General features: G+C 57.0%; 6 protein-coding genes. All 6 read left to right on the plus strand.

The features are described from left to right. Window positions 1–15 precede the first annotated feature (15 nt). The 6 genes from ABWL43_RS00805 (at window position 16) to ABWL43_RS00830 (ending at window position 14,387) form a co-directional block, all read left to right on the plus strand. Complete coding sequence (locus tag ABWL43_RS00805; protein WP_404486243.1) at window positions 16–10,407, plus strand: hemagglutinin repeat-containing protein; 10,392 nt, start codon at window positions 16–18, stop codon at window positions 10,405–10,407. Continuing rightward, entirely contained in the window at window positions 10,408–10,809 is a 402-nt protein-coding gene (locus tag ABWL43_RS00810; protein WP_119738319.1) for a DUF6911 family protein, read from the plus strand. Between the two features lie 525 nt (window positions 10,810–11,334). Continuing rightward, window positions 11,335–11,847: a hypothetical protein gene (locus ABWL43_RS00815; protein ID WP_242201722.1), complete on the plus strand. Its 513-nt coding sequence runs from the start codon at window positions 11,335–11,337 to the stop codon at window positions 11,845–11,847. 169 nt (window positions 11,848–12,016) lie between these two features. Further along, window positions 12,017–12,706: a transposase gene (locus tag ABWL43_RS00820; protein ID WP_242201724.1), complete on the plus strand. Its 690-nt coding sequence runs from the start codon at window positions 12,017–12,019 to the stop codon at window positions 12,704–12,706. Between the two features lie 88 nt (window positions 12,707–12,794). Further along, on the plus strand, window positions 12,795–13,523 hold the full coding sequence (locus ABWL43_RS00825) for a hypothetical protein (RefSeq protein WP_242201725.1): 729 nt from the start codon (window positions 12,795–12,797) through the stop codon (window positions 13,521–13,523). Between the two features lie 327 nt (window positions 13,524–13,850). Beyond that, the gene (locus tag ABWL43_RS00830) at window positions 13,851–14,387 is read left to right on the plus strand and encodes a hypothetical protein (RefSeq protein WP_242201726.1); all 537 of its coding nucleotides are present in this window, start codon (window positions 13,851–13,853) and stop codon (window positions 14,385–14,387) included. Window positions 14,388–14,428 lie beyond the last annotated feature (41 nt).

Consider the following 14,428-nt stretch of genomic DNA (forward strand, 5'->3'; position numbering starts at 1 on the left):
AACGAGAATCTGAAAATGGATGTTCGCCACTTTGCCTTTCTGGCCCGCCAACCTTCTGCTGCCCTGAAGCGCCTGGACGCGTTCCTTGGCCTGCCCAAGCGCGGCCTGGTGCTGATTTTGGCCAACGCGCTGTTCTGGCAGCCGTTGCTCGCCCAGGCCGAAGGCATTGTGGTCAGCAACCCGGCCACCAGCGTCGGCCAGGCCGGCAATGGCGTGCCGGTGGTGAACATCGCTGCGCCCAATGGCAGTGGCTTGTCCCATAACCAGTTCAAGGACTACAACGTCGGCCCCAACGGCGTGATCCTCAACAACGCCACCGGCGCGGTGCAGAACACTCAGCTCGGCGGCTACATCGTCGGCAACCCGAACCTCAAGGGCGGCGCCGCCAACGTCATTCTCAACGAAGTCAACGGCGGCAGCCCCAGCCAGCTGCGCGGCTACACCGAAGTGGCGGGCCAGTCGGCCAAGGTCATCGTCGCCAACCCGTACGGCATCACGTGCAGTGGCTGCGGTTTTATCAACACGCCCAACGTGACCCTGACCACCGGCAAACCGGTGATGGACAACGTCGGCCGTTTGGACCACTACCAGGTTGACGGCGGCGCCGTGACCATCGACGGCGAGGGCCTGAACGCCAGCAACGTCGACCGCTTCGAAATCATCACCCGCTCGGCCAAGATCAACGCCCAGATCAACGCACGCGAGCTGGCCGTAATCGCCGGGCGCAACGACGTCGATGCCCAAAGCCTGAAAACCACCGCACGCGCCGACGACGGCAGCGCCAAACCCGAGCTGGCCATCGACTCCAGCGCGCTGGGCGGCATGTACGCCGGCGCGATCAAACTGGTGGGCACCGAAGCCGGCGTGGGCGTGAAGCTGGACGGGACGTTGGCGGCAAGTGGTGGGGATATTCAGCTTGATGCCAATGGGCATTTGAGCATGGCGCAAACCGCCGCGAGCGGCGCGGTCAACGTCAAGGCCGCGAGCCTGGACGCCAAGGGGCCGGTGTACGCCGGCACGGCACTGGACGTGCAAACCCAAGGCGATCTGACCAACCGCCAAAGCCTGGCCGCCCGTGACCGCATTGCGCTGTCCAGCAGCGGCACGTTGACCAATAGCGACATTATCGAAGCGGGCGTCAACACCGATAACACCCGCAACGCAGCGGGCGACGTCAGCCTGCGCGGCAAGACCGTCAGCAACACCGGCACCAATGTCATCGCCAGCCGTACGTTGAGCGTCGATGCCCAGACCCTGAACAACCAGGGCGGCACCCTGAGTGCAAAACAGCACACGCAGATTACGGCAGGCACAGTCGACAACCAGAACAAAGGCCGCATTCTGAGCAACGGCGGCCTGGCCCTCACGGCCGATCGCCTGCAGAACACCCAAGGCGGGCTGGTCACCAGCAACGGTCCGCTGACCGCGGTTGTCGGTGAGTTGCATAACCAGGGCGGCGAAGTCTCCAGCCTGGACACCGCAGCGCTGACGGTCACCACCCTCGACAACGTCGCGGGGCTGGTCACGGCGGGTAAGGCGTTGAGCCTTAACGTCGGCAGCCTGAACAACCAGGGCGGTCTGGTCACCAGCCAAGGCTTGGTCAGCGTGGCCGGTAACAGCCTGGACAACCGTGAAAAAGGCTTGGTCGCCGGCGTCGAGGGTGTGCAGGTCACTGTCGCCAACATCGACAACCGCAACGGCGAGCTGTCCAGCCGTGCGGGCGTGCAGGTCACGGGCACGCAACTGGATAACAGCGACGGCGGGCTGGTGATTGCCGGCAGCGGCGCAGGCCTGAATGTCGATCAATTGCTCAACCGCAACCAGGGCCTGATCAGCAGCGAAGGGCTGTTGAGCGTCACGGCGCGCAACGTGGCCAACAACGGCGGTACGCTGTCCAGCGCCGGCCCGCTGACCCTCAACGCCCTTGGCGCGGTAGACAACCAGGGCGGGCGGCTGGTGACTGACGCCCGCCTGATCCTCAACAGCGCGAGTCTCGACAACAGCCAAAAAGGCACCCTGAGCGCACGTCAGGCCGCGCAGATCACCACCGCTGACCTGAACAACCAGCAAGGCGGTCAGATCACCAGCGCCGAGGCCCTGACCCTGGACCTCAACCGTGGTCAGCTCAATAACCAGGGCGGACTGATCAACGCGCCGCTGCTGATGCTCAACAACCTCAAAGATGTGCATAACCAGGGCGGCGAGATTTCCAGCAGCCAGGCGTTCACACTCACCGCCGACAACCTGGACAACAGCGGCGGCAAACTGCTGAGCAATACCGCGCTGACCTTGCGCATCGGCCAGGCCCTGGCAAACGTCAAAGGCATGATCGCCGCAGCGTCGGTCGACGCGCACGCCGCCAGCCTCGACAACAGCGGCGGCACACTCACCAGCCGTGGCGACACCGTACTCAACATTGATGGCCGCCTGACCAATCGCGATCAGGGCCTGCTCAACGCAGGCGCTGCCCTGACACTCAACAGCGCCGAGCTGGATAACCAGAATGGCTCACTGCTGGGCAGCGCAATTGCCCTGGACTTCGGCAGCGCCACCGGCGACCTGAACAACGCCGGGGGCCTGATCACCACCGCTGGCAATCTGACCATCAACCATCTGCGTGACCTGAGCAACGGCGGTGGCGAACTCTCCAGTGCGCAAACCCTGGACCTCAGCGCTCGCACGTTGAACAACAGCAACGGCAAGCTGATCAGCAATAACCTGCTGCTGCTCAATGCCACAAACCTGATCAACCAGAACGGCTTGATGTCCGGCTGGCAGGGCTTGACCGTCAGCGGCGCCAACCTCGATAACCGCAACAACGGCACCTTGTCGAGCCGTTATGGCGACCTTAATGCCACGCTGACCGCCAGCCTGCTCAACAGCGGAGCGGGTGCGCTGGTGAGTCAAAAAGCGCTGTACGTGACCGCCGCTGAGCTGGACAACAGCAACACGGGCGTACTCTCCAGCGCCGCCGGCCAACGTCTCAACGTGGGCGGTTTGCTCAACAACGCCCAGGGCGGCGTGATCGACAGCGGCGCAGCCCTGAACCTGAACGCGCAAAACCTGGACAACAGCGCCGGCAGCATCAGCGGCGGCACCGCCACCACCCTCGACCTGCTCGCGACCCTGACCAACACCAATGGCAAGTTGTCCAGCGGCGGCCCGCTGCTGATCAGCCGTGCCGCGCAGATCAACAACCAGGGCGGCCAGATCGCCAGCCAGGGCCTGTTGACCCTGCTGACCGGCGGCCTGGACAACCGCAACCGTGGCACCCTGGCCGCCAACGACCGCTTGAGCCTCACCGCCAGCGGCCTGGTGCAAAACGGCAACGACGGCTTGATCTACAGCCAGAACGCCGACCTCAGCCTCACGGCCAACCGCGTGGAGAATGGCAAAGGCACCGTGCAAAGCCAGGGCGGCATGACCGTCGACGTGGCCGACGCGCTGGACAACCAGAGCGGAAAACTGATCGCCCAGGCGGGCGATTTGAGTGTCAACGCCGCCAGCCTCGACAACCGCGGCGGCACCCTCGCCAGCCTCAAGGCCGCACTGCAAACCCGTGTGGTCGGCGTGCTGCGCAACGGTTATGACCTCAACAACAACCGTCAGGGCGGCGTGATGCAGGGGCAAAGCCTCAACCTGCAAGCCGGCAGCGTAGACAACTATGGCGGGCGCATCGCGGCGCAGGGCGGCAACGCACTGGTGACCACCGGCAATTTCGACAACCGCAACGGCGGGCTCTATGCCAAAGGCCTGATGCGCGTGGTCGGGCATGACTTTGATAACAGCGGCGACAACGACGGCCAGATTGCCGGTCAACAAATCGACCTGGACCTGAGCGGCGCACTTAACAACCGCCTGGGCATCATCGAAAGCGAAAGCACCCTCAAGGTGCGCGCTGCCAGCCTCGACAACCAGACCGGGCGCCTGCGTGCCCTGGGCACGGCGGGCACCACCGAATTTGCCATCGGTGGCCTGTTCGACAACCGCAACGGTGTGCTCGAAACCGCCAACAACGATCTGACCCTCAACGCCGGCAGCCTGCAGAACCTGGGCGGCAACGTACTGCACGTGGGCACCGGCAACTTCGGCATTGCCCCCGCTAACCTCAACGAAGTGGGCGGCAGCCTGGTCACCCGTGGCGACCTGACCATCAGCCAGGGCCACTGGACCAACAGCAGCGTGATCCAGGCCGGGCAACTGACAGTCAACGTCGACACCCTCGACCAGACCGCCAGCGGCCAACTGCTCGGTGCCCGACGCTTCGTCGGCAGCGGCGCCAATTGGAACACCCAAGGCCTGATCGCCAGCGACGGCACGCTCGACCTGACGTTGAGCGGCGCCCTTAACAGCAGCGGGCGCATCAGCAGCCTGGGCGACCTCAACCTCAGCGCGGCACAGGCCACCCTGACCGACACGGCAAGCATCGCCGGCGGCGGCATCACTACCGCCAACATCGCCGGCACGCTCAACAACCGCGGGCGCATCACCGCCGCCACCGACCTGGTGCTTAACGCGGGCGCGATCAACAACTACGCGACCCTGGGCAGTGGCCAGCGACTGACCGCTACCACCGGTGCGTTACTCAACGATCACGGCCTGATCTTCAGCGGCGGCGACATGAGCCTGCGTGTCGACGCGTTGAACAACAGCTACGCCGACCTCTACAGCATGGGCAACCTGAGCGTCGACCGTGACGGCAAGGGCGGCCTGGCCAGCAGCATCATCAATAGCTCGTCGAGCATACAGAGTGATGGTGACCTGAGTCTGGCAGCAGCAGTGATGCGAAACGAGCGCGCGGTGCTGACAACCAACGACGGCGGCATTTATACCGCTTCGATCACCGAAATGCCCTGCCGACGTGGCGCCGAGTACGCTGGCGACTGCGAAGGCCCGAAGGTCAACCACTTGTGGGAGGTTGTGCAGCGCGACAAGCTGGAAGTACTCCAGGCCAGTGCGGCATCGCTCATCAGTGCGGGAAAAAACATCACCCTTACCGGCGGCCAGTTGCTTAATTCAAGCAGCAGCATCGGCGCCGCCGGTATGATTAACATCACGGTCAACAACTTGACCAACACCGGCATCGAGACTGGCGAAACCGAAACCTGGCGCTTGTTCCGCTCCAAGCGCACCCGCGACGCGAGTGACTGGTATGCGTTGGCGGCAGACTTCAACCGCAAGTACTCGGTTGGCGGCGCCGCCTACAACCCCAATGATCTGGGTGGCCTGGAAGCAGCCATGGCCGCTTTCATCGGCACCACTGAACGGGAAAGCGTCTCGCTGCGCCGCGTCACCAAAATTGCTACGGGCGACCAACGTTACGCCGGTATCATCCAAGCCGGCGGCGCGGTCAATGTAATAACCCAGAACAATATCGATAACACCGTGGTGCGTCCGGGCTACACCTATGTGGGTGCGGGCGCCAAAACCGCGACAGATGCCACGGGCGCCAGTGGCGCAGCCGGTTACTCGACGCGCGTCACCCTTAACCAGCAACTGCCGCCTGACCTCGCCCAACAGCAGATCAACCCGCTGAGCCTGCCCGGCTTCACCTTGCCCAGCGGGCAGGGCGGGCTGTTCCGCCTCAGTGGCGAAAGCGCCAGCGCGCCGGCCAGTACCGGCCCGCAAGGCTGGACCCTCGGCGGCGGCGGTGTAGACCGCACGCCGGTCACCGGCCCGGTCGTACCCGGCAGCGGCACCTCGGCCGACGGCGTGGTGATCAACCGTGTGCAAGGCCTGCCAGACAGCCAGTTCGTCTCCAACCCACAGAAATACCTGATCGAAACCAACCCGCTGCTGACCAACCTCAGCCAGTTTTTAAGCTCTGATTACATGCTGTCCAAACTGGGCTACGACCCAGACCAGGCCCAAAAGCGCCTGGGTGACGGCCTGTATGAACAACGCCTGATCCAGCAAGCCGTGATCGCGCGCACCGGCCAGCGCTTCATCGATGGCCAGACCAGCGACACGGCGATGTTCAAGTACCTGATGGACAACGCCATTGGCACCCAGCAGGCGCTTAACCTGTCGGTGGGCGTGAGCCTCACCGCCGAGCAAGTCGCGGCCCTGACCCATGACATCGTGTGGATGGAAAACGCCACCGTCGCTGGCCAGCAAGTGCTGGTGCCCGTGCTCTACCTGGCCCAGGCCAACAACCGCCTGGCGCCCAACGGCGCACTCATTACCGGCAGCGACCTGAACCTGGTCAGTGGCGCCGACCTCAACAACGTCGGCACCCTGCGCGCCACCAACAACCTGGCTGCCAGCGCCGGGCGCAACATGGTCAACAGCGGGCTCGTGCAAGCCGGCAACCGCCTCGACCTGCTCGCCGGCAACAACCTCACCAACCGCGCCGGCGGCATCATCGCCGGGCGCGACGTCAGCGTCAGCGCAGTGAATGGCGATGTGCTCAACGAACGCACCGTCACCAGCCACCAAAGCAGCAGCGGCTACCGCACCGAGCGCACCGACTTCGTCGACAACGCCGCCCGCATCGAAGCCGCCAACACCCTCACCCTGCAAGCCGGGCGCGACGTCAACAGCACCGGCGGCGCCTTCAAAAGCGGCGCCGACCTGGGCGTTCAAGCCGGGCGCGATGTAAACCTGGCCACCGCCGAACAGCGCAATGCCAACACCGTCAGCACCTACATGCGCAGCAGCAGCGCAAACCAGTACGGCACCGTGATCGAAGCCGGGCGCGACTTCCAGGTGGTGGCTGCGCGCGATATCAGCGCCATCGGCAGCCAATTGAATGCCACGCGTGATCTGGCGCTGGTATCCAAGGGCAATGTGAACCTGGCGTCGGCGGCGAATGAACAGCATTCGGCGTTTAATTCCAAGAAGGTCACCAGCCAGGAAGACCACGTCCAGCAAGTGGGCACATCGTTGGTGGCCGGTGAGAACCTCTCCCTCAGTGCCGGCAACGACCTCGTGGTCAGCGCCAGCCGTGCGAGTGCCGGCAAGGAAGCCTACCTGTACGCAGGCAATGACCTGGCGTTGAACGCTGCGCAAGACAGCGACTACAGCTATTACCGCAAAACCAAAACCAGCAAAGGGTTGCTGTCCAGCACCCAGAAAACGCGCATCGACAGCAGTAAACAGATCAGCCAGCAGGGCTCTTCCATCAGCGCTGATACCGTGGTTGTGCGTGCCGGTCGGGACATCGGCACTACCGCCAGCGACGTGGTTTCTACCAACGCCACCAGCCTGATTGCCGGGCGCAATGTGGTGATTGATGGGGCGACGGAAACCTTTGAACAAAGCCATTCGTCCTCGACCAAAAAATCGGGCTTGATGAGCAGCGGCGGCATCGGCGTGACGTTGGGTTCAAGCAGCAACCAGAACACCTTCACCAGCAGCACCGAAACCACCCGGGCCAGCAACATCGGCAGTGTGCTGGGCAGCGTGGATATTCAGGCTGGCAAAGACCTGACCATACGCGGTTCTGACGTGGTTGCCGGTAAGGACATCAGCCTGGTTGGGCAAAATGTCAGCATCCTGGCTTCCGAGAACAACAACCGTAGCGAGCAGACCTCCAAGAGCAAAACCAGTGGTTTGACCCTGGCGTTGTCCGGCACCGTGGGTAGCGCGGTGGACTCTGCTTATAAGACCGCCAAGCAAGCCAAGAGCGAGGACGACGGCCGCCTCTCGGCGCTGCAAGGTGTGAAGGCGGGGTTGACGGGGGTGCAAGCGTGGCAGGCGGCGCAGCAGAATGGTGGCATGACCGGCGCTAACGCCGCGGAATTTGTCGGCATCGCCATCTCGCTCGGCTCGCAAAAATCCAGCTCCAAACAGACCCAGGAGCAGACGGCAAGCCAAGGTAGCAGCCTCACCAGTGGCAATAACCTCAGTATTGTAGCCGCCGGTAACGGCACGCCTGGCGCAGATGGAGACATCCGCGTTCAGGGCAGCAAGCTCCAGGCCGGTAATGAAATGCTGTTGGCAGCAGAGCGTGATATCCGCCTGGAAGCAGCCGCCAACACACAAAAACTCGATGGCAAGAACAGCAGTGGCGGCGGGGCCGTAGGCCTTAGCTTTGGGGCGAGTTCCAATGGTGCTGGCCTTAGCATCTTCGCCAATGCCAACAAGGGCACCGGCAGCGAGAAAGGCAATGGCACAACCTGGACGGAAACGACGCTGGATGCGGGCAAGCAAGTCAGCCTGATCAGTGGGCGAGACACCGTCCTCAAAGGTGCGCAGGTCAGTGCAGATCAGATCAAGGCCGCGGTAGGCCGCGATCTTATGCTGCAAAGCCTGCAAGACACCGATGACTACAAGTCCAAACAAACCGATGTCAGCGGTGGCGCAAGTTTCACGTTTGGCACCATGACGGGCAGTGGTTCGCTCAGCATCAGCAAGAGCAAGATCGACTCCAACTATAAAAGCGTGCAGGAGCAAACCGGCCTGTTCGGCGGTAAGGGCGGCTATCAGATTGATGTGGGCAACCACACGCAACTCGATGGCAGCGTGATCGCCAGCACTGCAACAGCGGACAAAAACCGCCTGAGCACCGGCACCCTCGGCTGGAGCGTTTTAAAGAACAAAGCCGACTACACAAGCCAGTTGCAGAGCGCCAGCGTCAGCAGTGGCGCAAGCAGTGCGAACGCCTTCATCAGCAATATGCCTTCCGGTAGCTTGATCGCGTTCAATCATGGCGACAGTGACAGCGGCACCACGTCATCGGCCATTTCCAACGGCACCCTAGACATTCGCGACCCTGCCAAACAGCAGCAGGACGTGGCAACGCTGAGCCACGATGTTGAACACGCCAACGGCAGCATCAGCCCGATCTTTGATAAGGAAAAAGAGCAGAAGCGCCTGCGCCAGGTGCAGTTGATTGCGGATATTGGTACTCAGGCAGTAGACATCGTTCGAACCCAAGGCCAGATCGATGCTGATAAAGAGGCGCGTGCTGAACTTGATAAGCGTGGCATCAAGGACCCTGGAAAAGATGCCAAAAAAGAGGACGTCGATGCCTACAAGAAACAACTGATTGCCACTGACGCTTATCAACGGATCATGGCGGACTACGGGGTCGGCGGCAATTACCCACGTGTAGCGCAGGCGGTGACAGCAGCATTGCAAGGGTTGGTGGGAGGCGACATCGGTTCCGCTATTGCGGGCGCGTCGGCGCCGTACATGGCGCAAGTCATCAGGAAAACCACCGGAGACAACGCTGTACTCAACACCATGGCGCATGCCGTATTGGGTGCGGTGGTGGCGCAGGCGCAAGGCAACTCTGCGGGAGCGGGGGCTGCGGGAGCTGCGACGGGTGAATTCATCGCCCATCAGTTGTATCCGGGCAAGAAGACAATCGAGTTGACGGAGGAGGAGAGAGAGACGGTTGTTGCACTTTCGGGTCTAGCAGCAGGGTTGGCTGGGGGGATTGCTGGTGGTGATCTGGGCGGTGCGGTTACAGGGGCAAAGGCGGGAAGCAATGCGGTGGAGAACAACTCCCTCAGTGATATTGCAGAAGCATTAGCAGAACGTAAAACACTTGAACAAAAGGCCGAAGAGCGCGTCAAGGCTGAAAACGAGCGATACAAGGAGCAAAACTGTGCAGGAATGAGCGCGGATGCGTGCTCGGCGCAAATGTATGCTGAGCGTCGCGAAACACTTGCTTATACCGTGGCGGGTGTTGGAGCTGTAGCCGGAGCAGTGCTGCTCGGTCCTGCCTTGTTAAATTCCTGTGCGATGAACCCAGCTGTTTGTACCGAACTGTCATTAACAGCAGTTGAGTTGCCCTTTGGTGCCGCAACGGCTGGCGGTACAGCGTTGGGTGTAGGAGGATTTGGTAGTCTTGCGGCCAAGGAGTTAGCTGCTACTGCGGATGCTGCGGCTGCGGCGCGAAATGTCGAGACCGCAAAAGGTAGCGCTCTTGATGCAAAAGGCGCTGCGTCTAAGAATGCGAATGCAACAGGCATGCTTACGGATTCGGAGACTGCGGTATTAACCGAAAGATATGTTATCGAAGGAACGGCTAAGGGCGCTGCACCAAAAGTGGCGGCAGAGGGAAAAGTAGGAGGTCAGACCTTCCAAGACGTCAATCAAACCGCTCGTCCACTCAACGAGGCGGACCCGAAAATACCTTCGTTGATCACGGATAGGATTGCAGATAAAGCCGCTGCGAATCCTGGCAAACTTTATCCAAACGGAAATATGAAAGATGCCCACGCTGAAATCGGTGTGATCCAGCAAGCATATAGCTCTGGTAAAACTGCCGGAGCGGACATGTCTATGACAGTCGCAGGGAAAGATGTATGCGGATTCTGCAAAGGTGACATAGCCGCTGCCGCAGAAAAGGCTGAGTTGAAATCTTTAACCGTAAGAGCTATAGATGATAAAACAGGACTTCCGAAAAGCTATTACTGGGAGTCAGGTATGAAGTCTATTAAGGAGAAAAAATAGATGATCATCGGAGGGTATACCCTTAGTCCTGAGCACGGCAGATCGCAAATCCCTCTCATTGATCAGCCGACCATGGAAGATGTAAGGTCCATTATATGTGAATATAGTAAAGTCGACGGCGTCGCTTCGTTGTCTATTTCCCCGGCACCTGAAGCCGGACCTTACGAAATCAATCTTTATGCTGATTCTGGAAATTATATTCTGATGCTGAACCAATACCTTGATGATGGTGAGCATGTTGTGCGTACTCTTAATAATACGTCGACTGGAGCAAAATTGGTTGATGTTCTGGGCGATTACTATCCGGAGAGTTTTGTCACAAGAAATATAGAAATCGTTATTTCTTGTTTTCAAGAATTTTTGAGGTCCGGTGATGTAAGCTTTGCAGTGTTGAATGCTTAAAGTAAAAAAAGGAAATAGGGGTCAGACCACGGTTTTGTTTTTTGGAGTTCAGCAGAGTTGCTCTTTAAAAACATGATTTATTTTTGTAATTATTCCAATCTGTTGGCCTGTTGAAGGGCGGCTAAGCTGTAAGCTCTTATCCAGTTAGGGGTTTATATGGCTCGCCGTCCTGGGGTTTTACTGCCGGATATCCCGTTGCATATTATTCAGCGGGGAAACAATCGGTCTGCGTGTTTTTATTTAGATGAAGACTATATTTTTAGAAGAATCGTGGTCTGACCCTTATTTTCCCCCTGTGTTTACTATTAGCCCAAATGAATTGAAGGGGGTTCTTCAGAGTAGCCCAGTCGTAAAGTCACCTGTTACTGCGCTACCAGATGGTCAATTTGTAAGGACCGTTGACACGGGCAGAGTCATCGGAACTACTACGCTGAAAGATGGAGGTGTTCCTACCTCTGCGATAAAAGTATTTACCGATAAGGCGGGTAACTTGATAACGGCTTTCCCAGCTAAGGCAGTGAACTAATGCGAACTCTCCCTGTGTATGTGTGGCGTGAACTTCAATTGGCTATGACACTGCTGGATGAGAATTCATCTTTAAGGGAGGCTCTTGGGGTGATTCTTTTGTGGATTAGAGATAACTACAAATACTTCACGGTTGAGCCGTTTTCGACCTATGGGATTGATGAGTTTTCGCATATTGATGAGAATTTGATGCCGGTTGAATTTTCGTCATTTCTACCTGGCGATATAGCTCATTTAAAGAAAGTGATTTTTGGGTGTCAAGCTAATGAAGCAGAGCTTATTGCGAGATTTTTACGTGACACAATGGAAGCGTTGGTGACTGTCGAGACCGATAGACAATGCCCTAGGTGTCAATCCGACGGGATGCGTATTTTTGTCGGTAAATATAACGGGTTGCTTGCTTATCAGTGTAACGTCTGTGGTCACTCCACTTATTCAGATGGTTCTAAGGTGGGTGGTGGAGAGTTGGAGTTTGTGAGTGAGAAAAGATTGCGAGAGCTCAACATGATCTAATGGTGCAAAAGATGCAGGGTCAGAAATAGGGGTCAGACCACGTTTTTCGTTTTTTAGAGTTCAGCAGAGTTGCTCTTTAAAAACATGATTTATTTTTTGTAATTATTCCAATCTGTTGGCCTGTTGAAGGGCGCCTAAGCTGTAAGCTCCTATCCAGTTAGGGGTTTATATGGCTCGCCGTCCTAGAGTTTTACTGCCGGATATCCCGTTGCATATTATTCAGCGGGGAAACAATCGGTCTGCGTGTTTTTATTCAGATGAAGACTATATTTTTTACATCGATACATTAGCCGTGCTTGCTGAATTGTACGGCTGTAAAGTTCACGCATTGTGCTTGATGACAAATCATGTTCATTTGTTGTTGACTCCCAGCTGCTGCGCAGGGGCCGGCCTGCTTATGAAGGGGCTGGGGCAGCGCTACGTTCAATATGTCAATCGAACATATCAACGAACGGGCACGTTGTGGGAAGGCCGTTTCCGCTCCTGTTTGGTTCAACAAGACAACTATGTTTTAGCTTGCTATCGATATATCGAAATGAACCCTGTTAGAGCCGGTATGGTTGCTCATCCGGGCGACTATCGCTGGACCAGCTATAGGGCAAACGCACAGGGCGAGCTGTCAGGCTTTATAAGCCCGCATGCGGTTTATAACGAATTAGGTAGCGGCACCGCGCAACGAGCCGAAGCTTACCGGTCTATATTCAATGAACGACTTTCACCTGGGCTGATAGAACAAATTCGATCTTCTACAAACGGTAATTATGTTTTGGGCGATCAGAAGTTTGCGTCCGAGATCGCGCAGGCGTTAGGTAAAAGAGTTTCGCAGGGCGTGTCAGGACGCCCGAAAAGTGTCAGTTAAAAGAATAGAGGAATAGTGGTCTGACCCCTATTCCCCTCTTAAATCAGATGTCACGGGAGAGGTTTTAGAGGGGCAAGTTGGAAGGGCATTGAGCGAAAAAGGGATGCTTTTGGATTATCAAAGCAAATTCAGATCTGGTTTTGTTGATGGGAGGCCTGTGGGGATTGGCGAGATTGACGCTGAAACACCTCGTTTTATCATTGAGGTTGCCAGCAGTCCGAAGCCTGGAAAAATCGAACAGTTACAGAAGTTACAAAATAACACTATGCTTAACCCTGATCGTAAAGAAGTCATACTTTTTGCTCCGAACGTGGTTAAGCCGCAGCAGATCAAAGCTTATGAAAAGGTAGGGGTTAAAGTAATTAATAGCGTCGACGAGTTATTCGAGTATGGAGCCAAAAAAAGGGGGGTTATAGCTGTGAGCAACTCAGCATCAATTATATCGGATGTGGTAATTGATGAAGACGCGTTCGCTGATTTTCTCCACGCTATAGGTGGAGTCGTCAGCGCGGGTAAACGTAGTCGTGGAGTATTGATCTGGGGTGAGGCCACTTTGTATGTGTCATTACTCACCTCCGAAAAGTTCATAGGTTTTTATGATGCGCAAGATATTCTCGATTGGGAAACTTTGTTGGGTGCCACACCGAGGACAATGATTGAAATGCAGTTGGGACACTCAAAAGGGTCGATGGAAATGTATTTATGGTTGGCGTACGAGTTTGGTAAAAAATGGAATTGTGTTGTTGATGATGTTAATTCTGTGACCATTAAGTACTCTGAAATCTGTGACAGGTATACAAGACCGAGCGTGAAATAGGGGCATGAAATAAGGGTCAGACCACGGTTTTGTTTTTTAGAGTTAAGCAGAATTGCTCTTTAAAAGTGTGATTTATTTTTTGTAATTATTCCAATCTGTTGGCCTGTTGAAGGGCGGCTAAACTGTAAGCTCTTATCCAGTTAGGGGTTTATATGGCTCGCCGTCCTAGGGTTTTACTGCCGGATATCCCGTTGCATATTATACAGCGGGGAAACAATCAGTAGAGAAAGGGGAAGGATTTATTTAATTTTCCGAGCCCTTTGTTGCTTAAATAAATCTATCCCCTTTTCGCCTATAACCGCTTGATATGTGAGCCTAGGAGTCGTCTTGAAAATACTTTTGTTGACCCTTTTTTCTGCTCTATTGCTGAGTGGCTGCGGCTCTGCGCGCTATGAGAAGCCTATCCCCTACGACCAGGCCACCACCGCACGTATCCGTCTTTTTGGGAATAACGGCTTGCCTGTCGCCATCAACCCCGGACAAGACTGCGCGTCGAGTAAAGAACCTCTTTTTGCCTACGGTTATACCGTTGCGGATAAGGTCAATTCCACCTTGGGGCAACACACCAAGCGAAGTGTCGGAATGCCCGCTTCCTGGAGGAGCGAGCACCTGAGCTATGGCGAGTCTTATGCCGAGTTTGTGATCCCTGCGGGTGTGCCGTCTGTGGTTGTGATGAAGATGGTTGCCGCCGAGGCGTCTTGTGTGCCTGATCCACGTGTATTTGTTCCTGAGGCAGGTAAAGATTATGAGGCGTACCTACACAGGCAAGACTGGCAGTGCGGTGGCGTGATTCGACTGCTCTCTGATCTAGAGACGCCTGGTGCTATCGCACACGTTCCGTCGAATAGTTGCGGGAGAAAATAAAGGTAATTGGCGGTTTGGGCTAGCAGCTGTTCACGCTTTTA

Source organism: Pseudomonas sp. HT11, from assembly GCF_044875395.1.
In the GTDB taxonomy this organism is placed as follows: Bacteria; Pseudomonadota; Gammaproteobacteria; order Pseudomonadales; family Pseudomonadaceae; genus Aquipseudomonas.

What these genes read in the sequence shown, in the direction of transcription:
- ABWL43_RS00805 (WP_404486243.1), top strand. Translation starts at nt 16, where the DNA reads ATGGATGTTCGCCACTTTGCCTTTCTGGCCCGCCAACCTTCTGCTGCC.
- ABWL43_RS00815 (WP_242201722.1), top strand. Translation starts at nt 11,335, where the DNA reads ATGCGAACTCTCCCTGTGTATGTGTGGCGTGAACTTCAATTGGCTATG.
- ABWL43_RS00810 (WP_119738319.1), top strand. Translation starts at nt 10,408, where the DNA reads ATGATCATCGGAGGGTATACCCTTAGTCCTGAGCACGGCAGATCGCAA.
- ABWL43_RS00820 (WP_242201724.1), top strand. Translation starts at nt 12,017, where the DNA reads ATGGCTCGCCGTCCTAGAGTTTTACTGCCGGATATCCCGTTGCATATT.